The organism is Aliiroseovarius crassostreae (assembly GCF_001307765.1).
GTDB classification, from domain to species: domain Bacteria; phylum Pseudomonadota; class Alphaproteobacteria; order Rhodobacterales; family Rhodobacteraceae; genus Aliiroseovarius; species Aliiroseovarius crassostreae.
Window position 1 is genome coordinate 293,428 of record NZ_LKBA01000001.1, and the last position, 24,532, is coordinate 317,959.

General features: G+C 59.5%; 26 protein-coding genes. 7 read left to right on the top strand and 19 right to left on the bottom strand.

All coding sequences use genetic code 11. The features are described from left to right. Positions 1-4: 4 nt before the first annotated feature. Complete coding sequence (amt, locus tag AKJ29_RS01620; protein ID WP_055187502.1) at positions 5-1,312, top strand: ammonium transporter; 1,308 nt, start codon at positions 5-7, stop codon at positions 1,310-1,312. A 166-nt stretch (positions 1,313-1,478) separates the two neighbouring features. Here the strand turns inward: amt and AKJ29_RS01625 are convergent, their stop codons facing one another. Next, complete coding sequence (locus AKJ29_RS01625) at positions 1,479-2,663, bottom strand: amino acid aminotransferase (protein ID WP_055187424.1); 1,185 nt, start codon at positions 2,661-2,663, stop codon at positions 1,479-1,481. Positions 2,664-2,667: 4 nt separating this feature from the next. Continuing rightward, positions 2,668-3,522 carry a 3-mercaptopyruvate sulfurtransferase gene (gene sseA, locus AKJ29_RS01630; protein ID WP_055187425.1) on the bottom strand — a complete coding sequence of 285 codons (855 nt, stop codon included), beginning with the start codon at positions 3,520-3,522 and terminating at the stop codon, positions 2,668-2,670. A gap of 272 nt (positions 3,523-3,794) precedes the next feature. Here sseA and AKJ29_RS01635 point away from each other — a divergent pair, with 272 nt between their 5' ends. Continuing rightward, entirely contained in the window at positions 3,795-4,436 is a 642-nt protein-coding gene (locus AKJ29_RS01635; RefSeq protein ID WP_055187426.1) for a LysE family translocator, read from the top strand. A 132-nt stretch (positions 4,437-4,568) separates the two neighbouring features. Here the strand turns inward: AKJ29_RS01635 and AKJ29_RS01640 are convergent, their stop codons facing one another. The 8 genes from AKJ29_RS01640 to AKJ29_RS01675 all read right to left on the bottom strand — a co-directional run bounded on the left by AKJ29_RS01640 (position 4,569) and on the right by AKJ29_RS01675 (position 11,322). Then, positions 4,569-4,844 carry a hypothetical protein gene (locus tag AKJ29_RS01640; RefSeq protein WP_055187427.1) on the bottom strand — a complete coding sequence of 92 codons (276 nt, stop codon included), beginning with the start codon at positions 4,842-4,844 and terminating at the stop codon, positions 4,569-4,571. 121 nt (positions 4,845-4,965) lie between these two features. Further along, the gene (locus AKJ29_RS01645; RefSeq protein WP_055187428.1) at positions 4,966-5,412 is read right to left on the bottom strand and encodes a YaiI/YqxD family protein; all 447 of its coding nucleotides are present in this window, start codon (positions 5,410-5,412) and stop codon (positions 4,966-4,968) included. Positions 5,413-5,445: 33 nt separating this feature from the next. Further along, positions 5,446-6,276, bottom strand: coding sequence for an S-formylglutathione hydrolase (gene fghA / locus AKJ29_RS01650; RefSeq protein WP_055187429.1), 831 nt, complete (start codon positions 6,274-6,276; stop codon positions 5,446-5,448). 121 nt (positions 6,277-6,397) lie between these two features. After that, positions 6,398-7,516 carry an NnrS family protein gene (locus AKJ29_RS01655; protein WP_055187430.1) on the bottom strand — a complete coding sequence of 373 codons (1,119 nt, stop codon included), beginning with the start codon at positions 7,514-7,516 and terminating at the stop codon, positions 6,398-6,400. Continuing rightward, entirely contained in the window at positions 7,513-8,439 is a 927-nt protein-coding gene (locus tag AKJ29_RS01660) for an AEC family transporter (protein ID WP_055187431.1), read from the bottom strand. The genes AKJ29_RS01655 and AKJ29_RS01660 overlap by 4 nt, the downstream gene beginning before the upstream one ends. A 115-nt stretch (positions 8,440-8,554) precedes the next feature. Further along, positions 8,555-8,803, bottom strand: a complete 249-nt coding sequence (locus AKJ29_RS01665; RefSeq protein ID WP_217642112.1) for a cupin domain-containing protein — start codon at positions 8,801-8,803, stop codon at positions 8,555-8,557. Between the two features lie 83 nt (positions 8,804-8,886). Then, positions 8,887-9,864 carry an iron exporter MbfA gene (gene mbfA, locus AKJ29_RS01670; RefSeq protein WP_055187432.1) on the bottom strand — a complete coding sequence of 326 codons (978 nt, stop codon included), beginning with the start codon at positions 9,862-9,864 and terminating at the stop codon, positions 8,887-8,889. Between the two features lie 345 nt (positions 9,865-10,209). After that, complete coding sequence (locus AKJ29_RS01675; protein WP_055187433.1) at positions 10,210-11,322, bottom strand: S-(hydroxymethyl)glutathione dehydrogenase/class III alcohol dehydrogenase; 1,113 nt, start codon at positions 11,320-11,322, stop codon at positions 10,210-10,212. 211 nt (positions 11,323-11,533) lie between these two features. On the opposite strand from AKJ29_RS01675, the gene AKJ29_RS01680 reads away from it, so the two are divergent. Continuing rightward, positions 11,534-11,848 carry an I78 family peptidase inhibitor gene (locus AKJ29_RS01680; protein WP_055187434.1) on the top strand — a complete coding sequence of 105 codons (315 nt, stop codon included), beginning with the start codon at positions 11,534-11,536 and terminating at the stop codon, positions 11,846-11,848. A 100-nt stretch (positions 11,849-11,948) separates the two neighbouring features. On the opposite strand, the gene AKJ29_RS01685 is transcribed toward AKJ29_RS01680, so the two are convergent. The 4 genes from AKJ29_RS01685 to paaI form a co-directional block, all read right to left on the bottom strand. Further along, positions 11,949-12,407, bottom strand: a complete 459-nt coding sequence (locus tag AKJ29_RS01685; protein WP_055187435.1) for a c-type cytochrome — start codon at positions 12,405-12,407, stop codon at positions 11,949-11,951. A gap of 205 nt (positions 12,408-12,612) precedes the next feature. Further along, positions 12,613-13,191, bottom strand: a complete 579-nt coding sequence (locus AKJ29_RS01690; RefSeq protein ID WP_055187436.1) for a TetR/AcrR family transcriptional regulator — start codon at positions 13,189-13,191, stop codon at positions 12,613-12,615. 3 nt (positions 13,192-13,194) lie between these two features. Next, the gene (paaK, locus tag AKJ29_RS01695; protein WP_055187437.1) at positions 13,195-14,502 is read right to left on the bottom strand and encodes a phenylacetate--CoA ligase PaaK; all 1,308 of its coding nucleotides are present in this window, start codon (positions 14,500-14,502) and stop codon (positions 13,195-13,197) included. A gap of 103 nt (positions 14,503-14,605) precedes the next feature. Next, the gene (gene paaI, locus AKJ29_RS01700) at positions 14,606-15,031 is read right to left on the bottom strand and encodes a hydroxyphenylacetyl-CoA thioesterase PaaI (RefSeq protein WP_055187503.1); all 426 of its coding nucleotides are present in this window, start codon (positions 15,029-15,031) and stop codon (positions 14,606-14,608) included. Between the two features lie 522 nt (positions 15,032-15,553). On the opposite strand from paaI, the gene AKJ29_RS01705 reads away from it, so the two are divergent. Further along, positions 15,554-15,901 (top strand): DUF2794 domain-containing protein, encoded by a 348-nt coding sequence (locus tag AKJ29_RS01705; protein ID WP_055187438.1) that lies wholly within the window; start codon positions 15,554-15,556, stop codon positions 15,899-15,901. A gap of 113 nt (positions 15,902-16,014) precedes the next feature. Here the strand turns inward: AKJ29_RS01705 and AKJ29_RS01710 are convergent, their stop codons facing one another. The 3 genes from AKJ29_RS01710 to AKJ29_RS01720 form a co-directional block, all read right to left on the bottom strand. Next, complete coding sequence (locus AKJ29_RS01710) at positions 16,015-16,851, bottom strand: C40 family peptidase (RefSeq protein WP_055187504.1); 837 nt, start codon at positions 16,849-16,851, stop codon at positions 16,015-16,017. Positions 16,852-16,853: 2 nt separating this feature from the next. Next, positions 16,854-18,245 (bottom strand): leucyl aminopeptidase family protein, encoded by a 1,392-nt coding sequence (locus tag AKJ29_RS01715; RefSeq protein WP_055187439.1) that lies wholly within the window; start codon positions 18,243-18,245, stop codon positions 16,854-16,856. Between the two features lie 104 nt (positions 18,246-18,349). Next, positions 18,350-18,730 carry a hypothetical protein gene (locus AKJ29_RS01720; RefSeq protein WP_055187440.1) on the bottom strand — a complete coding sequence of 127 codons (381 nt, stop codon included), beginning with the start codon at positions 18,728-18,730 and terminating at the stop codon, positions 18,350-18,352. 139 nt (positions 18,731-18,869) lie between these two features. Between AKJ29_RS01720 and AKJ29_RS01725 the strand changes: the two genes are divergently transcribed. Beyond that, positions 18,870-19,517 (top strand): carbonic anhydrase, encoded by a 648-nt coding sequence (locus AKJ29_RS01725; RefSeq protein ID WP_055187505.1) that lies wholly within the window; start codon positions 18,870-18,872, stop codon positions 19,515-19,517. Between the two features lie 77 nt (positions 19,518-19,594). Further along, positions 19,595-19,813 carry a hypothetical protein gene (locus AKJ29_RS01730; protein ID WP_139231377.1) on the top strand — a complete coding sequence of 73 codons (219 nt, stop codon included), beginning with the start codon at positions 19,595-19,597 and terminating at the stop codon, positions 19,811-19,813. Here the strand turns inward: AKJ29_RS01730 and AKJ29_RS01735 are convergent. Together AKJ29_RS01735 and AKJ29_RS01740 are read right to left on the bottom strand one after the other, a co-directional pair. After that, entirely contained in the window at positions 19,797-21,440 is a 1,644-nt protein-coding gene (locus tag AKJ29_RS01735) for a DUF4139 domain-containing protein (protein ID WP_055187442.1), read from the bottom strand. The genes AKJ29_RS01730 and AKJ29_RS01735 overlap by 17 nt on opposite strands. Positions 21,441-21,727: 287 nt before the next feature. Continuing rightward, positions 21,728-22,750: an aspartate-semialdehyde dehydrogenase gene (locus AKJ29_RS01740; protein WP_055187443.1), complete on the bottom strand. Its 1,023-nt coding sequence runs from the start codon at positions 22,748-22,750 to the stop codon at positions 21,728-21,730. Between the two features lie 399 nt (positions 22,751-23,149). Between AKJ29_RS01740 and AKJ29_RS01745 the strand changes: the two genes are divergently transcribed. After that, positions 23,150-24,502, top strand: a complete 1,353-nt coding sequence (locus AKJ29_RS01745) for a DEAD/DEAH box helicase (RefSeq protein ID WP_055187506.1) — start codon at positions 23,150-23,152, stop codon at positions 24,500-24,502. Positions 24,503-24,532 lie beyond the last annotated feature (30 nt).

A 24,532-nucleotide genomic window follows, 5' to 3' on the forward strand; every position in this document is an offset into this window, starting at 1 on the left:
GGAGATGGACATGAAAAAAGCACTACTTGCAGTGGGGATCGGGATGCTCCCCGGGGTGGCGCTGGCAGATGGTGAGGCGATGGCCCACAGCCAGTTCATTTTCACGACACTTCTGTTTCTGATCGGCGGCTTTCTTGTTTTCTGGATGGCAGCGGGCTTTGCGATGCTTGAGGCCGGTCTTGTTCGGTCAAAGAATGTGACCATGCAGTTGATCAAGAATGTGGCGCTCTTTTCCTTGGCGGCGATCCTGTATTGGCTGGTCGGCTACGGGCTGATGTATCCGGGCGATGCGTGGATCATTCCGGGATTTCTGGGGGCAATTGCGCCCGCTGCGCTTGAACCAGTAGGGGGCGGGGCCGATGTGGCGGATGTGAGCTATGCCTCGGTCGGGTCGGATTTCTTCTTCCAGCTCATGTTCTGTGCCACCACTGCGTCGATCGTGTCGGGTACGCTGGCGGAACGCATCAAACTGTGGCCGTTCCTGTTTTTCGTGGTGGTCCTGACCGGGGTGATCTATCCGATCGAAGCCTCGTGGAAATGGGGTGGTGGCTGGTTGGATGGCCTGGGGTTCCAGGATTTTGCAGGCTCAACGCTTGTGCATGCGGCGGGTGGGTTCGCAGCCCTTGCCGGGGTGCTGGTGCTGGGGCCGCGTCTGGGCAAATACAAAGATGGCCGCGTGATCGCCATGCCCGGTTCGAACCTTGCTTTGGCCACGCTGGGGACGTTCATCCTGTGGCTCGGCTGGTTCGGTTTCAATGGCGGCTCGCAGCTGGCGATGGGCACCATTGGCGATGTGAGTGACGTGAGCCGGATCTTTGCCAACACCAATATGGCTGCCGCGGCCGGGGCTGTTGTCGCGCTGATCCTCACGCAGGTGAGCTTTGGCAAGCCGGATCTGACCATGGTTTTGAACGGTGCGCTGGCGGGTCTTGTGTCGATCACCGCGCAGCCGCTTGAACCCTCGCTGTTTCAGGCGCTGATCATTGGCGGCGTTGGTGGCGCGATTGTGGTCTATGCGGTGCCGATGCTGGACAAGCTGAAGATCGACGACGTTGTCGGTGCCATCCCGGTCCACCTGATTGCGGGTTTCTGGGGCACCTTCATTGTGGCCTGGACAAATGCTGATGCGAGCTTTGTGACCCAGATCATTGGCTTTGCGGCCATCGGTGGCTTCACCTTTGTGGTCAGCTACATCCTCTTCACCCTGATCAAAGCTGTGGTTGGTCTGCGGGTGGACGCAGATGATGAGATGCGCGGGTTGGATGTGGCCGAGCTTGGCATGGAAGCCTATCCAGAGTTCACCAACAGCTAAGGAAGAGGTTGCCACGCCTTTGGCGCGGCAATGCCTTCGGCGAGAGTATTTGGTCCAAGAAGAAAACCAAGGCGCATGCCGAAGGGGACGCAAGTCCGACAGGGAAGAAGAAAGGGGGGCGCGGTTTACGCCCCCTTTTGATTTCTGTTGCTGTGGAAGGGGTGGCTTACACGCCAGCCGCCACAATCGCTTCGGCGAGAATTGGCACGGTGTCTGCGTTGAGGCCCGCGATGTTGAGGCGCGAATCGCCGACCATGTAGATACCGTGGTCCACGCGCATTTTCTCGACCTGCTCGGGCGTGGCACCCAGGCGTGAGAACATGCCGCGGTGCTCGGCGACAAAGCCGAAGCGGTCGGAGTTGGTGCGCGTGCGCAGCTCGTCCGCCAGTTGCTGGCGCAGGCCAAGCATGCCAAGGCGCACTTCTTCCAGCTCTGCCATCCAGTCCGCTTTCAGGCCGTCATCTTCCAGGATCATCGTTACAAGGCGTGCACCGTGGTCGGGCGGGAAGCTGAAGTTCTGGCGGTTCAGGTGGGTCAGGTTCTGCTGGGTCACACCCGCCTGATCGGCGTTGGCGGACAGGGTCATCAGCAGCCCGGTGCGCTCGCGGTAAATCCCGAAGTTTTTCGAGCAGCTGGCGGCGATCATCACTTCAGGCACGGATTGAGCAATCAGGCGCACACCGGCGGCGTCTTCTTCCAGCCCGTCGCCAAAGCCCTGATAGGCGATGTCGATGAAGGGAATGGCACCTTTGGCTTCGAGAAGGGTTGCGACCTCTTTCCATTGCTCAAGGTTCAGGTTGGCACCGGTCGGGTTGTGGCAGCAGCCGTGCAAGAGCACCGCGTCACCGGCTTTCACGCCCTTCAGGTCATCCATCATCCCGTCGAAATCCACTGCGCGGGTTTCATTGTCGAAATAGCGGTATTCGGCCATGGTCATGCCGAGATGCTTGATGATCGAGGGGTGGTTTGGCCAGGTGGGGGCGGACAGCCAGATGGTAGCATCGGCGTTGGCCATTTTAATCAGCTCCACCGCCTGGTGGATGGCGCCGGTCCCGCCGGGTTGCGCGGCCATCGACAGGCGAGAGCCATCCTTGGCACTGCCCAGGACCAGATCGGACAACGCGTTGCCATAGGCGGGATCTCCGGCCAGACCGGTGTAGGATTTGGTGCCTTCCACGTCCCACAGCACCTTTTCGGCGGCCTTCACGGCGCGCATGACCGGGGTCACACCCTGGGCGTTCTTGTAAACGCCGACACCGAGGTCGATTTTGTTTTCACGAGGGTCCTCGCGATACATTTGCATCAGCGCCATGATCTTATCGACGGGCTGTGCCTTGAGGGTGTTGAACATCGCGTTATTCTCCGGTTGCGACTTTCAGATCGTTATACATGCCCCATTCCGACCAGCTTCCGTCATAGACGGCGTGGCGGTCATGGCCGATGCGTTCCAGTGCCAAGGCCAGAATGCAGGCGGTCACGCCGGACCCGCAGGACAGGATGGCGGGTTTGGCAAGGTCCACGTTGGCTGCGTCAAAGGCGGCGCGAATGCCGGCCTCGTCCTTCATGGTGCCGTCGGCATTGAACAGCTTGCCAAAGGGCAGGTTTTTCGAGTTGGGGATATGGCCTGAGCGCAGACCTTCGCGCGGTTCAGTCACCTCGCCACGGAAGCGATCCGGGCTGCGCGCGTCGATGATTTCGTAATCCCCCAGCTTGGAGGCTGCTGCGACCTGGGTGACGTCCTTGATCATATGGGCCTGGCGGCTGACGCTCATATGCCGGTCCCGGATCACCGGGGACAGGTCCTCGACCGGGCGCCCCTCGGCTTGCCATTTCGGGAAACCGCCGTCCAGCACCGCGATATCCATTTTGCCCATCAGGCGGAACATCCACCAGACGCGCGCGGCCGAAAACATGCCCAGCGCGTCATAGACCACCACCTGATGCCCATCGCCAATGCCCATCGCGCGCATCCGCGACATGAACTTTTCAACCGGCGGGACCATATGTGGCAGGTCTGACCGCAGGTCAGAAATTTCATCGATGTCGAAATAGCGTGCGCCCGGGATATGCGCGGCGTCATATTCCGCCTTTGCGTCCCGCTCCATGTCGGGCATGAACCAGCTGGCGTCAATCACCCGCAGGTCGGGATCTTTCAGGTGGGTTTCAAGCCAATTGGTTGAAACAAGGGTTTTCGGGTCGCTATGCGGCATGAGAAGGCCCTCTTTGATGCGTCGTTTCATGCCTACAAAGCGACGCGTGGTTAAGCAAGGGAAGAGGCGACGAATTCGGCTAAAAAGCGTGTCATTTGCCTTGTCTGCTTGATCGGCAGCCCCTAAAACGTTTCGGGACAAACTTGACGCACATGGTTATTCCGAAACGCCCACGACATTGATCTCTCTTGCAGCGTTTCGACTTTTTCCTGTCTCATGTGAACATCGAAACGCTTTAGGGTCCTGCGGGATCTGGACTGAGGAGCCGTCCGTTGGAGAGTATCACCCCCCTGTTGACCTATGCTCTTGCCCTGTCGATTGCGGCGGTAATTCCGGGGCCCGGTATTGCTGCACTTGTGGGGCAATCTCTGGGGGGAGGATTTCGGGTGGCGATGGTCATGCTGGTGGGAATCGCCATCGGGGACATCATTTATCTGAGCGTTGCAATTGCCGGGTTGGCTGCGGTGGCCCGGGTGTTTGCCGATGCCTTTATCGCGGTCAAGATCCTGGGCGGGCTGTATCTGTTTTATCTGGCCTACAAGTTCTGGCGCAGTGAGGCGGGGCTGACGCAGGTGCACAGGGAAAAGGGGCACGGGGCCGCGCGGGCCTTTTTTGCTGGGATTGCGGTGACGCTGTCCAATCCCAAGCCCATTGTCTTTTACCTCGCCTTGCTGCCCACCTTGGTTGACCTTGAAACTATTGGCCTTTTGACCTGGGCGAAGCTGTCGGTTCTGACCTTTTTGGTTCTGTTCGCCACGCTCACGCCCTATGCATTTCTTGCGGCCAAGGCGCGGGGAATGATGAAAAGCCCCACGGCCTTGCAGCGTCTCAACCGTGTTGCGGGTGGGGTGATCGGCGCGGCGGGGGCGGTCATTCTGGGGCAGACAGTGACCGAAATCGCCCGGCGGACCTAACCCGGTTCGGGATAAACTTGAAACGCGTGACAGCGCAATGAAAATGGGGAGGCATGACGCCCCCCCCTGCACTCATAAAACAAACCTGAAATAGCCTGTGTCAAATACCCTGCTCGGTTTGACCGCAAAGCATTATTTTGCAATGGCATTCCGGATCAGGCTGACAATGGCCAGCACAACACCGCCACCGACGCCACCCGAGGCGAGTTGGCCGATGATCCCCACGAGGTCCATGCCGCCCCCGGCAAGGCCACCGGCCCCCACCATGGTCAGCAACTGCCCGCCAAGGCCGCCGCCCAAGATACCGGCGATCGAATTGATCAGGGTTCCCTGATTGATAGACCCGATGGTTTTACCCGCAACGTTGCCGCCCACGGCTCCTGCGATAAGGCTGATCAGAAGTTCCATCTTTCCCTCACTCACTGTCGGGTATGCACCCTGTTGCCTCTGATAAAACCGAATGGTGAGCTTTGATTAAGGGGAAAAATGGGTGGCTTTGCCCCATTCCCCTACGGAAAGATATCTGTGCTCAGAGGCGTTTGGCGGCCTGCACGGCGCGTTCCAGCGCATCGCGAAAGCGCGAGCGGTCCGCCTTGGAAAACGGTTTGCCGCCGCCCTGGCGGAATGGATCTGCCGCACGCAGGTCAGCCATCAGGTCTCGGGTGGCAAGTGTCTGGCCGATATTGCGCGGGGTCAGAGCTTCGCCATTTGGGCGCAACACCTGCGCACCGGCCTCTACGCATTTGGCAGCAAGTGGAATGTCGCCCGTCACCACCACGTCACCTTTGCCCACCCGTTCGGCGATCCACATATCTGCCACGTCAGGCCCGTCGGCGACATAGATCATCTCGACCAGCGGGTTTTGCGAAGGGCGCAACCCGCCATTTGAGACGAAATAGATCATGAGGTGATGGCGGGTGGCCACCGCTTCGGCTTCGGCTTTGACCGGGCAGGCATCGGCATCGACATAGATCATCGCTGTTTCCTTTCCCGCCCGGCTGCGCTGGCGTTAAGCGTAGAGGGCTTCGGCATGGAAGCTGACATGGTCTTCCATGAAGCTTGAGACGAAGAAATAGCTGTGATCATAGCCGGGCTGCATGCGGAACACTGCCTGCTGGCGACGGGTGGCAATGGCCTGGGCCAGGGCTTCGGGCTTCAGGAGGTCGATGAACTGATCCTTGGTGCCGGTGTCAATCAGCATGGGGCCTTCGAACCCATTGTTCTTCATCAGGAGGCTGGCATCATGTGCCACCCATTTGGTGCTGTCACTGCCCAGATAGGCGCCCAGTTGCTTGGTGCCCCAATCCGATGCGGTCGGATTACAGATCGGTGCAAAGGCCGAGACGGAGCGGAAGCGTTCAGGCAGGGTCATGGCAATGGTCAGCGCCCCGTGCCCGCCCATCGAATGGCCGGTGATGCCTTGTCGATCCGCGTCGAGCGCAAATTGGTTGAAGACCAGCTCGGGCAGGTCTTCGGTGATATAGTCCCACATGTTGAAATGCGGAGCCCAGGGGGCTTCGGTGGCGTTTACATAAAAGCCGGCCCCCTGACCAAGGTCATAGGCGTCATCATCGGCCACACCGTCACCGCGCGGCGACGTGTCGGGGAAGATCAGGGCAATTCCTTCATTCGCGGCCCAGGCCTGTGCTCCGGCCTTGGTCATGGCGTTTTCATGGGTGCAGGTCAGGCCGGACAGATACCACAGCACCGGTACCGGCCCATCCTGCGCCTCGGCGGGCAGGAACAGACCAAAGGTCATATCGGTGCCGGTGGCATCGGATTTGTGGCGATAAACGCCCTGAACGCCCCCGAAACAGGCGTTTTGAGAGAGAGTTTCCATCTGTGCAGTCCTCTGAAAGATTATGGTCCTGGCGCGGCGTGCGTGTGTGTAAGTCGAACCGTAGCGTAAAATCTGCGGCCGTGGATCCCCATTCGCGACCGGTTATGAACTGGAAAGTGCCTCAGCTTTGCAGGCGCGGTGTGAGCGCAATGGGGATGATACGGATTGCAAACAGGATCATGCCAAGCGCCCAGAATGTGCCACCTGCGTGGATGAACCCGATGGGGGTGCCAAACCAATCCGCCATGACACGGATCGCCGCGCCCAAGTGAATGCACAGAAGCAAAGCCACGTCCAGCTTGCTGCCCACCAGCGGGCGCCCGGAATGGCCCAGCATTGCGCGCAGCATCACGATCACTGTCATTGAACCGATGGCCCCTGCGCCAATCGCGTGGCGCAGCTGGCTTGCGGTGGCCATTTCACCCAGCCCGTGCAGCGCCAGCAGGGCCATGGAGATCACCAACCAGCCATAGGCTGCATGTTGCGCGAACAAAAGCGGCTCGGACAGGACAGACAGGCCGCACCAGCGCGACAGGCGCAGCGCCAGCGCAACCGCAGTGGCGGCGGCGAGCATGCCCACCAAAGGTGTCGCCCCGATAAACACCCAACCCAGCGCGGTGGCCGCGGTCAGGGTGATGGCCACCTGATCCACCCGGCCGAAGGGGGCCGGAACACGCGGCGCCTTGCGCTGACGCAGCCAGTTGCGGCTGAATGCCGGGGTGACGCGTCCCCCAATATGCACCATCAGGACAAAGGCCATGGCAAAGCCAGCGGTCAGTCCAAGATCGGCATCGGTCCACAAAAACATTGCCTGCGCCAGCCCAAGCGCAAAGACCACCGCTGCGACAATGTAATTCCGGCTGTTTTGGGAGAGGATCAGGTTTCCAAGTGCGAGCCCGGCTACCACCGGCAGGAAGGCCACGGCAAGCTGATGGGTCCAGGCCGCTTCGGGCGCCAAAAACATCGCCACCCGTGCAGAGGCCCAAAGGGTGAATAAAAGCGCAAGTGCTACCGGCCCCAGCGGCGGGCGTCCGGTCCAGTTCGGGATGGCGGTGAACAAAAAACCAGCAATGGCAGCAGGCAGATAGCCAAACAGCATCTCGTGCTGGTGCCACAGGTAGGGGTCACTCATCACATCCGAAGCCCCCATGAACATCATCAGCCAAAGCGGAATGGCCAGTCCGGCAAACAGGGCGGCGGCGGGGAAGAAAAGGCGATAGGCACCGGTGAGAAGGATCATGAGCTTACCCAGGCTAGAATGGCGGAAACCGTCAGGATCGACAGGAGTGTAGAGATAAGGATCGCAGCCGAGGCGCGATGGGGGGCAACATTGTAATGCTGCGCAAGGATATAGACATTGCCCGCAACCGGAAGCCCTGCGGCGGCAATCATGACCCCTGCCGGATAGGCGGCGACATCAAAGACAACCAAGGCAAAGAACGCAACCGCTGCGGGGTGCAGCACCAGCTTGGCAAAGCTCAGCCAGCTCGCCACCGACAGGCGTTCAGCTGATTTCACCGCCAGCGACGCGCCAATGGCAAACAGGGCGCCGGGGGTGGAGGCCCCCGACAGGATTTCGAGAAAGCGGCTTGCCGGCACAGGCAATGCCCATCCGGTGGAAGACCAGGCAAAGCCCAGGGCGATGGACACGATCATCGGGTTGGTCGCAAGCCCTTTGGCCACGCTGATCAGCACGGCCGGGCTGACCCTGCCATCCCGGTGGCCGGTGATCAAAATCACGATCAGGCTGCCAAACAGGAACAGATCCACGGCGAGGACCAGCATGACCGGGCCAATTGCGGCCTCTCCCAACAGAAGTGCGAGCATCGGCACGCCCAGAAAGCCGGTATTGCCGATCACCGCGCATTGCGCCTCGACCGCGGCTTCCTCCACCCCAACCCGGCGGATCAAAGCGACGATTGTCGCCAGTGCATAGACCACGGCCCCTCCTGCTGCATAGGCCCAGATGAACGGCCAGTTCAGGACCTCGGACAGGGTCAGGTTGGCGGCAAAGCGAAACAGCATGGCCGACAGGGCGAAATAGAACACGAAACGGGTCAGATAGGCGGTGGCCTCAGGGGGGAAAAAACCACGGGCGGCCGCTGCAAAGCCCAGGCCAATCAGGGCGAAAAACGGCAGGGTCTGAAGCAGCACATCAATCATGAAAACTGGCTATCGCACCTTGCGGGGTAATTGAACTGCAAAAGTCAAGTCGGGTCAGATTGGGCAGCAAAAAGTGGTCCCCCTGTGCAGGCGCATTCAAAGTCATTGTCGCTGATCACGTTATGCTCGGTGTCGATGTCGCGTGCATAGGGTGCGCCGTGGCGCAGTTCAGGATCATCTCCTCTCCGCCGGGAAGTTCAATCCGCAGCTGGCCATTGAAAAGCGGCACCACGACATAGTCGTACGCGTGGCGATGCCAGCCGGTTTGCGCCCCTTTATGAGGAAAGCGCCGCTCGGTCACGCGCAGGCGGGGGGCGATCTGAACTGTGGGAGTAGCGGTGGTTTTGTCACTTGTGTCGCACATGTCGGACCCTCTTTTGAAGGCCCTCATTCAGCATGAAGCCATGCCTTGTGACAATGGAATTTGACCCCGAAAGACCAAATGCCTCATCCGCCACCGATCAGAACGCCGGCTGCAAAGACCAAGGCGCCCCCCATGATCACCTGTATGGTGGCGCGGCCAAACGGGGTTTGCATGTATTTGTTCTGGATCCAGACAATTGCCCACAGCTCAATAAAGACGACGATGATTGCAATCGTGGTGGCGGTCCAGAAATCGGTGATCAGATAGGGCAGGGCGTGGCCCAACCCACCCAACGTGGTCATGATGCCTGAGGCAAAGCCGCGTTTGACCGGGCTGCCCCGGCCCGATAGCTCGCCATCATCCGAAGCTGCTTCGGTAAAGCCCATGGAAATCCCCGCCCCGACAGAGGCTGCAAGCCCGACAAGAAACGTCGTGTGCGTGTCATGGGTGGCAAAGGCGGTGGCAAAGATCGGGGCGAGGGTCGAAACCGACCCATCCATAAGCCCGGCGAGGCCCGGTTGCACCCAGGTCAGGATGAACTGACGCCGCGCGTCGGCATCTTCCTCTTCGCGGGCGTGATCCGCCAGGTGCTCTGCCTCAAGCTGGCCAGCTACATTGCCGTGATCCGCTTCAGCGGCCGCCAGATCCCCCAGGAGTTTGCGCGTGTTGGCATCCGTGGTCCGGTCAGCCGCTTTGCGATAGAACTGCTCGGCCTGTCGCTCCATCTCCCGCGCCTCTGCCCGAATGGTTTCAAGTCCGAGGTTTTCCACCAGCCAGACCGGTCGCCGGGCGTAAAATCCGGCAACATGTTCGCGGCGAATTAGCGGGATCACGTCCCCGAAGCGGGCCTTGTGGGCGTCAATCAGCAGGCGGCGATGCTCATCCTCCTCCTCGGCCATCCCATCAAACACTTTGGCCGAAGCGGGAAAGCTCTCGCGCAGGGATTCAGCGTATTGGCGATAAATCCGCGCATCGTCTTCCTCGTTGGAAATCGCCAAAGCAAGGACTTCCTGATCGGACAGATCGGAAAAACGGCGACGATTGAGGGTGCCAGACAGCATGGGGAAGCTCCTATTTAAAGCGTTTCGAGATTAACTTGAGACACAAGTTGATTTCGAAACGCCCGCAACATCAGTAGGTTTTGAACGTTTCGCCTCATTATTGAGGCTGAATAATGAGGCGAAACATTTTAGAACAATTCTAACATACTCAGAGTTGCCGTATTGGCAAGATCTCTCATGGGGGGATGCTTTTTTCTTGCACTAAATATCTCGGGGTGAGGCCGCAGGCCGAGGGGCAGCGCCCCTCAGGCTCATCGAAGATGAGCCATGCCCAAGGGCTGCGCGGGAGAGACAACGAAAAAGGGGAGCCAAGCGGCTCCCCCAATCCTCGCATTTCAGCCGGGATCAGAACTCGATCACGGCCCGGATGCTTTCACCCTTGTGCATCAGCTCAAACCCTTCGTTGATCTGGTCGAGGGAAAGCTTGTGGGTGATCATCGGGTCGATCTCGATCTTGCCGTCCATGTACCAATCGACGATTTTCGGCACATCGGTGCGGCCCGAAGCGCCGCCGAAAGCGGTGCCGCGCCAGACCCGGCCGGTGACCAGTTGGAACGGACGGGTCGAGATCTCGGCACCTGCAGGGGCAACACCGATGATGATCGATTCTCCCCAGCCCTTGTGGGCGCATTCCAGTGCCTGACGCATGACGTTCACATTGCCGGTCGCATCGAAAGAATAATCCGCCCCGCCGCCGGTCAGCTCGACCAGGTGGGCCACGATGTCGCCGTCCACTTTCGAGGGGTTCACGAAATCGGTCATGCCGAAGTGGCGGCCCATTTCTTCTTTGCTGTCGTTCAGGTCAACGCCGACAATCTGGTCGGCGCCAGCCATGCGCAGGCCCTGAATGACGTTCAGGCCAATACCACCAAGGCCGAACACCACTGCGGTCGATCCGATTTCTACCTTGGCGGTGTTGATCACGGCGCCGATACCGGTGGTCACGCCACAGCCGATATAGCAGATCTTGTCAAACGGCGCGTCCTTGCGCACTTTTGCCAACGCGATCTCGGGCACAACGGTGTGCTGGGCAAAGGTCGAGCAGCCCATGTAGTGGTGGATCGGCGTGCCATCCAGCATCGAAAAACGGGTGGTGCCGTCGGGCAGCAACCCCTGACCCTGGGTGGAACGGATCGACTGGCACAGGTTGGTTTTCGGGTTCAGGCAGTAGTCGCATTCGCGACATTCGGGGGTGTAAAGCGGGATCACGTGGTCCCCTACTTCCAGTGAAGTCACCCCTTCGCCCACTTCGATCACCACGCCAGCACCCTCATGACCCAGAATGGCCGGGAAAATACCTTCCGGGTCATCCCCCGAGCGGGTAAATTCATCCGTGTGGCAAAGACCGGTGGCCTTCATTTCAACCAGAACCTCACCGGCGCGGGGGCCTTCAAGATTCACCTCCATCACTTCAAGCGGTTTGCCGGGGGCAACGGCAACGGCGGCACGGGTGCGCATGGGTATCCTCCAATAAGTCAAAGCGTCTTTCGGTTTTCCTTGCGGGCAATCCCGCAGAAGAGAAAGCGAAAAACGCCTAGGTGGGTTTGGCAATGGGGTGGGAAAACCGGACCATTGCGGATTGTCTCAAGGTGAGCGAAACTCGGGGGGAAATCAATACGAGAGGCGACGCGAGATGTGCCTATGGCGACATCCGCATTGAAAAAGTGATATGAAGCAACGAATTGGCAGTAAATCTTCGAGTGTTCTTGTGGTGGTGAGCGCGTTGGGGCTGGCGGCCTGCCAGGCGACTGGCCCGGTCGAACAGGAGGGCGAAGCGGGCTTTGCTTCAAACAGTGCAGATTGTGGTGCGATAGACCTTCAATACCTGATCGGCCAGCCACTTTCGGTATTTGAGGCTATGGGTCACAAGGGGACGACGCGGATCATCCGACCGGGGGATGCGGTGACGATGGATTACCGACCAGAGCGCCTGAATGTGAAAGTGAATGACCGGGGCCGGATTACCAGCTTTCAATGCAATTGATCAGGTGGTGCAAGGCGGGTGGAGGGTCCCGCCTTGATCTTGGTTGTGGACCCAAAGTGTTTCGAGAGCGTGTTGTGATCCAACCGGATCCCGAAATGGGTTACTTTTTGCGATAATCGCTGTGGCATGCTTTGCAGGTGCCGCCGACCTTGCCCAGGGACCCTTGCAACGTGGCAAGATCCGGTAGGGCCGCATTGGCCTTTGCGGCCATGACCATCGCTTCGGATTTTGCGGTAAAGTCGGCCCAGTTTTCCCAGATCACGGGGAGGGCTTCACTTTTCGGGTCGGTTTCATTGGCCTCGAACCGGGCAGGGGCTTTCATGCCTTCACTAGCAATCGTCGCCATTGCAGCTTCCGCCTTGGCGCTGTCAAACGCCATTTCGCCCTTGGCCATACCGGCAAGTGTTTTCATGCTGCCTCCAATGGCTTTCATGACTTCCATCCGCGCCATGACCGCTGGATTTTCAGCGCCGTCATGGGCCAGGGCGGGCGCCATAGACAGGGCAAGCACGGTTGCGGAAAGAGGCAAGGCGGCAAGGGGCAGGGTGAATTTGTTCATGGGGACCTCATTTGTGGAACGGTATTGGTTTCGCTCTGACCTTAAAGTGTTTCGAGATTAACTTGAGACACAAGTTGATTTCGAAACGCCCGCAACATCAGTAGGTTTCGAGCGTTTCGACTTATTATTGTGTCTCAATAATAAGTCGAAACACTTTAGGCATGAGAACGAAAATGGGAACTGACGAAATTGTGATCAGCGCATTTCACAGCGCATTCAGCCCACCCAAAAGCATGTCTGTGACCAGATCGGCATATTCCTCGCGGCTCAGCCCCTGGCCGGGGCGATTCCACATGTAATACCAGTTGAGAATACCAAAGACCGACATGGTGACAGGGCGGAGTTTGGCGCCATTGGCCAGAGAGTCGGGGGCTGCGGCCTTGAGGGCGTCCCCCATCATGTCGATCAGGCGTCGCTGCAGGTCAAAAAGCTTGTTTTGCAGTTCCGGCTCCAGCACGGACAAGGCGTCAAGCTGCAGCTTGTGTTCGGCATCCGCCCCCTTATAGGCCACGAGAATGGCCCGCACGAGACCACGCAGCCCATCGGTTTCCGGGGCGGCTTCCACCTCTTCGACCAGTGTCGACAGGTGGGTGTCGAGAATATCGAACAGAAGCGCCTCTTTGCTGTCGTAATAGTGGTAAATCAGCGCCTTTGAGACACCGCAATGTTTGGCGGCCCCGGTCATTGATGCCCGATCGAATCCGTGTTCAGCGAAATAGTCGGCTGCCCCCTTGCGGATGGCAGCGCGTTTTTCTTCGTGGTCGCGGGCAATCCCTCGCGGCATCTCTTACTCCTTCGGACGGTTATCAACGATCCTTACAGCTTTCCCCTCGCTGCGCGCAACTGCCCCGGCGTCACGGACATGGACTTTTGCCGAAACTCCCACATTGGATTTGATTTTTCCAGACAGGGTGCGGGCCGCGGCTTCGGCGCCCTCCGAGGGCTGCCCGTCGGCCATTTCAACGTAAATATGCATCTCGTCCATCCGGCCCGGGCGGATCAGCTCGATCTGGAAATGAGGGCTGAGGGCCGGCACGTCCATCAACTGCTCTTCGATCTGGGTCGGGAACACGTTCACACCCCGCAGAATGATCATGTCGTCAGAGCGCCCGGTGATCTTTTCCATCCGGCGCATGGAGCGGGCGGAGCCCGGCAGCAGGCGGGTCAGGTCGCGGGTGCGATAGCGGATGATTGGAAAGCCTTCCTTGGTGAGCGAGGTAAAGACCAGTTCCCCCAGCTCGCCATCCTCGGCAACTTCGCCGGTATCGGGGTTGATGATCTCGGGATAGAAATGGTCTTCCCAGATGTGCAGCCCATCTTTTGTTTCCACACATTCATTGGCCACGCCCGGCCCGATCACTTCCGAGAGGCCGTAGATATCCACCGCATGCATGTCGAAGGCCTCTTCGATTTCGCCGCGCATCGCGTTGGTCCAGGGTTCGGCGCCAAAAATCCCGACCTTGAGCGGGCTTTTGCGCGGGTCCAGCCCCTGCTTGCTATACTCATCCAGAATGGACAGCGCATAAGAAGGGGTGACGGTGATGCCCGTGGCGCCGAAATCCTCGATCACGCGGACCTGGCGCTGTGTCATGCCGCCTGAGACCGGCACGACGGTAAGGCCATATTGTTCCGCCCCGCCATGCACGCCCAGCCCGCCGGTGAAAAGCCCGTAGCCATAGGCGTTGTGCAACACGTCACCTGGCCGCAGCCCAGAGGCCCGCAGGCAGCGGGCCACGACAGAGCCCCACATGGTCAGGTCGTTTTTGGTATACCCCACAACGGTGGGCTGTCCGGTGGTGCCGGAACTGGCATGCACGCGGGCAATCTGTTCGCGTGGTACGGCAAACAGGCCAAACGGATAATTGTCGCGCAGGTCCTGCTTTACGGTGAAAGGGAATTTTGCCAGATTCGACAGGGATTTAAGGTCATCCGGATGCACCCCCGCCGCATCGAACTGTTGCCGGTAAAAGGGCACATTGTCATAGGCGTGGCGCAGCGACCATTTCATCCGCTCCAGCTGCAACGCCTGAATTTCATCGCGCGAAGCAATCTCGATCGGGGCCAGATCTTCGCGGCGTGGTGTCAAATCTTCCATGTGGTCCTCCCTGACGCGCGGCACCTTCTCCTCTTGGGTGCATCAATGATTGTCGGCTCCGTTCCAAAGGCGGTGGCGTCCCTTCCCCCGCCGGGCCGGATGGCTATTCTTCGAAATGTGTTCCCTTGATCTGGCGGGAATGACCGCGAAAAAGTGCGACCTGTCGCCCATCCCCTCCCGTGACCACCACATCATAGATGCCCGAGCGCCCGGTCCGGCTGGTTTCCGTGGCGGTTGCCGTCAGGCATTCCCCCAACTGGCCCGGGGCAAGATAGGTAATTGAGTTATGTTGCGCGACAACGCGCTGGTTGTAGCTGTTGCAGGCAAAGGCAAAGGCGCTGTCGGCGAGGGTGAAGATGAACCCGCCGTGGCAGATGCCGTGCCCGTTTGACATGTCTGCGCGCACTGGCATGGTGATGACCGCCCGACCCGGCGCGATGTCCGTCAGTGTCATGCCGAGGGCCTGACTGGCTGGATCATCCGCCCACATGGCCTCGGCCGAGCGTCGAGCGCGTGTTTCGGGTGTCATCATGCCTCCCAGCGTCGCATTGGCCCCTGTGCCGGGGCTTTTCTGTTGCTTTGCGGGAAGGATGCACAAAGCCGACCGTTCGGTCAATAGTGTTGTTTCGCAAAACCCACTTCGCAGTCAGGCGTGACAAAAACAACAAACCCTGCTCGCTAAAGCGTTTCGGGATAAACTTGTGACACATGGTTATTCTGAAACGCCCACGGCATTGATAGCACTTACCGCGTTTCGACTTTTCCCTGTCTCAGGTTAAAGTCGAAACATTTTAGCGAGCGGCAGGGTTTTGTCAGGTAGCTCCGGTGCCGCAGACTGGGTGGGGGCTGTAAATTTGCGGCACCGGATGAGCATTCGCTCGCTACAGGGCCAGTTTTCTTTCACAACCACGGCGGCAAAAGGGAGGGAACGCGATTATTCGCGGTTCTTTTCAGGGCAAAAATGGGGCAATTCCCCCTTTTTGCATGGGACCTGTAGCAGCGTGCGGAGCAGGGGATTGATTTGATCGGTGCGGCAAGGCAAGCTGAACTTATGAATATCCAAAACTCCAATCCCAATGTGTCGGGTGGTTTGCCGCCGGAGCAGGTGGTGTTTGACCGGCTGGAACTTGGTGTGATCATGGGGCTTTACGGGCGGATGGTGGCGGCAGGCGAGTGGCGTGACTACGCGATGAGCTTCCTGCGGGAACTCGCCGTGTTTTCCGTCTTTCGCCGCAGCGCTGAACATCCTTTGTACCGGATTGAAAAACGCCCCCGGCTGCGGATGCGCCAGGGGCAGTATTCGGTGCTGGGAATGGACGGGCGGGTGCTGAAGCGCGGGGATGACCTGCGACAGGTGCTTCGGGTGCTGGAGCGCAAACTGATCCGCGTGGTTGAGTAAGGCTGGACAGTTGGGCACCGTCTGAGCTGGTGCGGGTGGTTATGGCGTGCGGGAAATGCCTTGCACCACAGGCAGATACTCACCACGAAGAGCTGTTCGTTACAGGCACCCGTTTACCACAGGCGCCTGCGCGCCGTGACATCGCCATCCCCCTGGGCCTTGATACGGGCGGTTGCCTCGTTGATCCCTTCCAAAACCACGGCCATGTGGTGGGCGTTGGCGTGGATCAAGCGTTCGTGGTCAAACACCATGGCAACATGACCTTTCCAAAACAGCAGATCTCCACGGGCCAGAGGGGCGGCATCGGGGATGGCGCGGCCGATCTTTTCTTGCATGTCGCTATCGGCAGGGCAGTCAAGCCCGGCCGCGATCAATGCCGCCTGAACAAGGCCGGAACAGTCGATCCCCGCGCGGGAATTGCCGCCCCACAAATACGGCGTGCCCAGAAAAAGCGCCGCTGTGCTGGCGGGATCGTTCAGCTTTTCCCCCCGGTTTGACAAATGGGCGCTGGGCACAAAAAGCCCCTCTGCGGTTTCGCAAAACCGTCCGTGATCTGCGACGATGGCCAGCCGCGCGCCAAAAGATAGGCCCATGTGTTCGATTGTCTTGAAATCGGGCGTCGCATATAGGTGCGTGGCGGCGGCACTGACCCAGTGGGTGGACGCGACTGCCGGGCCGAGGCAGCGCCTGTCGACATAGCCCACATACCCGTCCCGCTCGGCCTGCACAAACGCGTGGCCCTCATGCTCTTCCAGAGCCAGAAGCTGTTCGCCGTAGAGCGCCTGACGGTCGCGCGGGCCATTGGGGGAACGCAGGATATCGGCAACCGGCGTCACAACCCGCATCAACAGGCCCGGTGAATAGCGTTCCGAGCTGACCAATCCGCGCAGGCTGTCATGGGCGACGCGCGGGTTGGCCGGGGTCAGTCGGCGATCTGGCGTTTTCGGCATGCTCATAGGGGCAGAAGCTCCGGCAGGGCGGCAAGGATGGCGCGCGCGCCCATGCCAACGCCGCCTTTCGGGCGGGCAGGGGCGGCGGTGGGGTTCCAGCCGTAGATATCGAAATGAAGATAGCGCGGGGTGTCGGTGACAAAACGGTTGAGGAAAAGGGCCGCCGTGATCGACCCGGCGAAACCGCCGCCAGGTGCGTTGTCCAGATCTGCTATTCCCGGTTCGATCATGGTCTCATAGGGGCGCCAGAGCGGCAGTTCCCATACCGGGTCGGCCGCGCGGCTTGCCCCGGTGCGGATTGCATCGGCATCCTTGGAAGAGGTGGCATAGAACGGGGACAGATCGGGGCCGACGGCCACGCGGGCCGCCCCTGTCAGGGTGGCCATCGAGATGATCAGGTCGGGCGTTTCTTCATCGGCCAGCGCAAGCGCATCCGCCAGCACCAGACGTCCTTCTGCGTCCGTGTTGTTGACCTCGACGGTCAGCCCCTTGCGGCTGGTCAGGATGTCACCGGGGCGAAATGCATCCCCCGAGACAGCGTTTTCAACAGCAGGGATCAACACCCGCAGGCGCAGTTTCAGGCCAAGCGCCATGATCATCTGCGCCAGTCCCAGAACCGTTGCCGCCCCGCCCATGTCCTTTTTCATCAAAGCCATGGAATTGCCGGGCTTCAGGTTCAGGCCCCCGGTATCAAAGCAGACCCCTTTGCCCACAAGGGTGAGTTGCGGCCCGTCTGTTCCCCAGCGCATGTCGATCAGGCGGGGGGCGCGTGCGGGCAGGGCGGCGGCGCGCCCAACGGCGTGAATCATCGGGTAATTCTGTTCAAGCAGCGCGGATCCTTCGGTGGCGTGGATTTCGGCACCGAATGTCTTTGCCATGTTCCGGGCTGCCTGCTCCAGGTCGGCTGGGCCCATGTCCTGCGTGGGGGTGTTGATCAGATCGCGGGTCAGGGCTTCCCCTGCCGCGATCGCCTCAAGACGCGCCGCATCTATGCCCTCCGGGGCGACAAGGTCTGCTTTCGGGGCAGTCTGAGAGGTGTAACGGTTGAAACGATACCCCGCCAGAAGCCATCCCAGCGCGGCCTCGTCGAGCGTGTCTCCGCTGAGATCACTTTTCAGTTCATAAACGCCCTCAGGAAGGGCGGCGCGGGCAGAGGCCAGGCCAAACCGCTTGCGCGCGCGATCCTTAGCGGTGCCGCCTCCGACCAGCGCCATGGACAGATTGCCCTGCGGATCCGGAACACACAGCACCGCCCCAAGCGCCGGCGTGAAGTTGTTTGCCTTTGCCCAGTTGCGGGCAAGCTCTGGCAGCGCGTCGAGCTGGGTCGGCGTGTCCTTGTCGATGACGTATAGTGGCAGGGCGTCGGGGGTGGGGCGGGCAAAGCGCATGGGCAATCTGACCTATCTGGTTGTTTTGCCCAAGATGGCGTGAGCCCGCTTTGCCTGCAACCCCGGAACGTCGGCGTGATGACAACCTGGCGGCTTTGTGGTCCGCCTTTCTAGACGGACATGTCCTGCAGATCCCAGACCGCGATCAGCGACCCTTCCCCTATGCGGTTGAGGCGGGCCAGAACGGCGGCGCATCCTGCAATATCCGGGCTGCCCACCAGGTCCCGTGCGTCACGACAGATCCGGGCAAGGGTGGTCATGCCGAGTTTCTGGGCAATTGCCTTCAGGGCACGAATCTGCTCGCGTGTTTCCTGAACCTGCCCGGCGGCATGGTGTTTCTTGATCTGCGCCAACCCGATTGCCAGATCCTCCAGCGCCTGATTGACAAGCTTGTCGGCGGATGTGGGCCCAAGCTGCAACAGCAGGATTTCGAGTTGATCCCGATCGAGACGAACGGCTTCCTTGTGATACAAATGACTGATCTCGCGCACGGCGGCACCCCTTGAACTTTCCCTCATGCGAAAAATATAGGGCGGAGTTCCTCAAAAAAGCGTATATCTACCTTATAGAAATCGCTCGAATTCCTAGCGAATTGTCACTAAAACCGTTCGAAATTCGGAGGAGATGAAGATGGAAAATGCGAAACCCCTTCCCGCCTATCTGGTGCAGCGTTACCAGGGATGGAAAGCCACAGGATATGCCGAGAACAAAGCATGGTATCGTCGCCTGGCGGATGAAGGGCAGCGCCCACGTGCCATGATCGTTTCGTGTTGTGATTCCCGCGTTCACGTGACGTCGATTTTCGGTGCGGATCAGGGTGAGTTTTTCTTGCATCGCAATATTGCCAATCTGGTCCCGCCGTTTGAACCTGCTGGCGACTATCACGGGACGTCAGCGGCGGTGGAATATGCGGTCACTGCGCTTAAGGTCACCCATCTGATTGTGCTGGGTCATTCGAGCTGTGGCGGGGTCAAAGGGTTCCATGACATGTGCAAAGGGCATGCCCCCGAGCTGTCCAACGAAAGCAGTTTTGTCGGCAAATGGATCAGCCTGCTGAAGCCGGGCTATGAAGCCTTGGAAGCGAAAGAGGGCGAAATCACGGATCGGGATCTGGAAAAACAGGCCGTTGTCGTGTCGCTCGACAACCTGATGACGTTCCCATTCGTGCGTGATGCGGTGGAAAAGGGCGAGTTGTCGCTGCACGGGCTTTGGACCGATATCGGGGAAGGCGGGCTCGAATTTTACGACGCGGGAACGGACAGTTTCCTGCCAGTCTGATTTCTGCCAGCCTGAAAACTGTCCGATACGGGCGGGGTGTTTATCTCTCGTTAATCACCCTGTCGCACACTTGGGACATGACTGATGTGACGCTGAGATTGGAAATGCCGCTGCAGATGCTGGTCGACTTGAAACGATCCGCAGATGTGACGGGTATATCGGTGGAGCAATATATCCGCGATCTGATCCGGTCCCGCAGTTTCTTAGAGTGCACAGGCGGTTCTGATACCTCAGAACCGCCTTTTTCACGCCCGCTGGCCCGCCCGAAGACAGGTCGGGTCAAGGCCGCCAGTTAAGCGTCCATCCTTCGGGCCAGCTCAGACGCGTGTTGATCGTCACCTCGGTTTCCTCACCCGGGGCAAGCGACAGGTTCCAGACAGACAGGCCGCGTTTGTCATCGTGGTTGCTTTCATCCGGGCGCGGGGTGGCGGTGACCCTTACCTCCAGGTCTTCCTGTTCGGAGTAGGTCAGGGGGTAGAAGGTTTTCACCTCATGTGGTTTGTCCGTCAGGTTCGTGACGCGGAAAAGCGTGTCCTGTTCACGGGTGTTGGTGGTGGTGATGATACCACGATCCCCAGTTTCATTGTCCGCGACGACGTGTTCAAGACGAATGCCTTCGATGGGGCCGAACGGCAGGGTCGCGTCGTCCCCCGCGGCCAGGAAGGGCATCTGGGTGTGTCCGACCAAGCTGTCACCGCGATAGACACGTGCGGTACCGTCAAGCAGCGGCTCTTTTGTGTTGTTGGTGATCTGACCGACCAGAAAGGCGGTGTCATCCCGGCGGGGGACCGCATAGATTTCGGGGGTGACGGGTAAGGTCAGGCTATCCAGATCAAGAACCTGCTCCTCTCCCGCAAGGGCTGAAACCTTTTGGGTATAGTGATAGGTGACAGCCACCCCGTTGGTGTCGACGGTCAGGCCTGAATACTCTTCACCGACAACAAGTTCAGGTTCAACCATGGGGGGCGCGGCCATTTCCATCAGGTCCGAGGCTGTTTGTACCTTGCGTGATGAAAGGATCGGTTTGTGAATGCTGGCCGGGTTTGCGTATGGGGTGGAAGGTTCCACCTGGCCTGATGGCTGCTGCGTTGACAGGGTCAGGTTCACATCGTTCCAGACAGTTTCAGATGGTAATTGGATCGTAAATTTCCGGTTGAGTGTCAGATTCGGGTCGCTCCCTTCGGTCAGATGTAATTCGTATATCGGGATCCATCCTCCGCTCTCTGAGATGCTGGTGATTGCGATAGAGATGGTTTGCGCAGAGGTGAGGCGAACTGGAATGGACAGGAGATCCGGGTTGTCCTTCGGGGGGAAAAGCCGTTCAAATTCACGTTCAGCATTGCCAAGAACGGCCTGCAACTCGGCCTCGCGTTCTTTCCCATCTGCAAGTTCGCGGCTTTTGGTCGAAATCTTCTTGCGGATATCTTGAGACTGATCTCCGATCAGAACCAGCATCGCGGACAGGTCGTCAACAGAGGTGGCGTCCTGCGGGGCGCGGATGGTTGAGAGAAACTCCAACTGGCGCTTCAACGCAGCAATCTCATCACGCAGAATGGTGAGGGTTTCCTGATATGCCGCGACGGTGTCTTTTGCAGCATCGACCGCATTTTGGGCTTTGGTTTGCGATGGGGTGTAGAGGGTTTCCGGATCTACAGATGTATCAGGCGAATATCCTAGGGCCCCCAGTTGTCCCTTCCCCGTCAGAAGGGCGATGTCGGGCAGGCCAAGCCGTGTGTCAGAAGGGATGAATGGTACAAGGATGCGATGCTGACCGGCTGGCAGTTCAACCGTGATCTGGCGGGTCTGGGTTGCCCCCTCCGGGTAAAGGATGGCCGAAACCACCGGGGCGGAGCTGTAGAAATCGCCAGCCCAGAGCGGCAGGGGCAGGGTTGTGAGGGCGGATAAGAGCAAGGCGCGGCGCATCAAAATGTCCTTTTGGGTTTAATCTTATAGCGAGAGGACCATGTTGTGCTGCGCTTGGGAAGGGGGAGTTTTGGGACGGGCGGAGCTTTGCCGTGAGCGGCTGTGCTCCCACCCCCAGTAGCTGCGCACCCTTGGTGCTTGCCCGGGGTTGGGCCTGGGGTTGGGGATGGCCTCGCTTCGCTCGGTGGCCTCCGGCGGAGGTATTTTCAGCAAGAAAAAGCAGGCGGCGCGTATGAAAAAAGCCCCACCATTTGGCGGGGCTTTCCTGAATTGGATTGTGAAAAGGGTCAGCCCTTTTTCAGAACCTCACGGCCCAGAAGCTCGGCAATTTGCACGGCGTTGAGGGCGGCGCCTTTGCGCAGGTTGTCCGAGACACACCACAGGTTCAGGCCGTTTTCCACGGTCACGTCCTGACGGATGCGTGAGATGAATGTGGCGTAGTCGCCCACGCATTCCACCGGGGTGACATAGCCACCGTTTTCGCGTTTATCGACCACCAGGATCCCCGGAGCTTCGCGCAGGATGTCGCGGGCTTCGTCTTCATCAAGGAAGTCTTCGAATTCGATATTCACCGATTCCGAGTGGCCCACGAAGACCGGTACACGCACGCAGGTGGCGGTGACTTTGATCGACGGGTCGACGATTTTCTTCGTCTCGACGATCATCTTCCATTCTTCTTTCGTGTCACCCGAATCCATGAAGATGTCGATATGTGGGATCACGTTGAAGGCGATCTGTTTCGGGTAGACCTTCGGCTCGACTTCCTGGCCGGGGACATACATGCCCTTGGTCTGGTTCCACAGCTCGTCAATCGCGTCTTTGCCCGAGCCCGACACCGACTGGTAGGTCGACACGACAACGCGCTTGATCTTGGCGCGGTCATGCAGGGGCTTCAGCGCCACAACCATCTGCGCGGTCGAGCAGTTGGGGTTCGCGATGATGTTCTTGTTTTTATAGCCGTGGATTGCGTCGGGGTTCACCTCGGGCACGATCAGCGGGATGTCGGGGTCGTAGCGGTACAGCGACGAGTTGTCGATCACCACACAGCCAGCCGCAGCCGCTTTCGGCGCATAGGTCTTGGTGGCGTCCGAACCCACGGCGAACAGCGCCATGTCCCAGCCGGTGAAGTCAAAGGTGTCCAGATCCTGGGTGGTCAGGGTCTTGTCACCAAAGCTGACTTCAGTACCGAGCGAACGGCGCGATGCAAGCGCTGCGATCTCGTCTACAGGAAACTGGCGTTCAGCCAGGATGTTCAGCATTTCGCGGCCCACGTTGCCCGTGGCGCCTACGACGGCGACTTTATAGCCCATTACGGCCTCCTATAATGAATCTGTCTTTGAACCACCCAAAGACGCAGGGTGCTTAGACCAAAATTGTCTTGTGGGGAAGGGGCATCCCGACGATCTGCCATGATTTCTCGTTGACTTGTCACCAAATTGCTGTGATACGGGCGCAATCTGTCCGGCTGACGCGTGAGCAGCCCGCCCAAATCTGAGGCAGACAGAGAGACGCACCTTGATTTCATGAAGGTGCAATCCAAGAGTTCCCAAATCACGCGGGGTGCTGACGGCCGGATCGGCGGGCAGGATACTGCACGGGGATATGCCCCACCGCGAGCGCTGGTCGCAACCGATGCGATGGGCTTGCGCGTGGCGTGGCCCCACTCCCGTGTGAAACGGTGCGCCCGTGTGCGTGCCAGAAAGATGATTATGACCAAATTTGCAGAGCTCGGGCTGGACCCGAAGCTGGTGGCCTCAGTTTCTGAGGCTGGATATGACACCCCGACTCCCATTCAAACCCAAGCCATCCCGCTTGTCCTGTCGGGCCGCGACGTGATGGGGCTGGCGCAGACCGGCACCGGTAAGACGGCCGCCTTTGGCCTGCCGCTGATCCATCAGTTGCTGGGCAACCATGACAAGCGCCAGCCGAAGTCGATCAAGGCGCTGGTGCTGGCCCCAACCCGCGAGTTGGTGAACCAGATTGCCGTGAACCTGCGCGACTATGTAAAGGGCACCCACCTGAAGGTGATGACCGTGGTGGGCGGTGTGTCGATCAACCGCCAGATTGAGCAGTTGAACCGCGGCACCGATATTCTGGTGGCCACTCCCGGTCGCCTGATTGACCTGATGGACCGCCGCGCCATTCGTTTGGATACGGCCACCTTCCTGGTGCTGGATGAAGCGGACCAGATGCTCGACATGGGGTTCATCCATGCCCTGCGCCGGATTGCGCCTGAACTGGGCACACCGCGCCAGACCATGCTGTTTTCCGCAACCATGCCCAAGCAGATGGAAGAGCTGTCGCGCGCTTACCTGACCGATCCCGCCAAAGTGCAGGTGACCCCTCCGGGCAAGGCCGCCGATAAGATCACCCAATGCGTCTATTATGCGCAGGACAAAGAAGACAAGGCGCGCCTGCTGATTAAGCATCTGCGGGGCGAACCCGACGGGTTGTCGCTGGTCTTTTCGCGCACGAAACATGGTGCTGAACGGTTGATGAAAAAGCTGGTGGCCGAAGGGTTCAAAGCGGTGTCGATCCACGGCAATAAATCGCAAGGCCAGCGTGACCGCGCCCTCGCCGCGTTCCGTGCAGGTGAGGCGCGCGTGCTTGTCGCGACCGATGTCGCCGCGCGCGGGATCGACATTCCGGGCGTGAGCCATGTGTTCAATTTCGACCTGCCGGAAGTGGCTGACAACTATGTACACCGCATCGGCCGCACAGCACGCGCAGGCGCTGATGGGGATGCGATCAGCTTTGTGTCCGGGGTTGAGCTGGGCCTGCTGCGTGACATTGAAAAACTGATGAAAATCTCGATCCCGGTGCTGGGCGGGGAACGCCCGCAAGAGGAAAAACGCCCGACCCGTCAAGGTCGTGGCGGCGGCGGTGGCGGCGGTCGTGGTCGTTCCGGTGGTGGCCATCGCGGTCAGGGTGGCAATCAGGGCGGCGGTACACCCTCTGGCGGCAAATCCGATCAACGCCGTTCGGCTGGCGGCAAATCCCGCTCCGGCGCGCCCTCTGGTGGTCGACCGGGGGCCAGTCGCCGCCGTAAGAAAGCCTCATAAACAATACGCAAAAGGGCGCCGTTTTGAGCG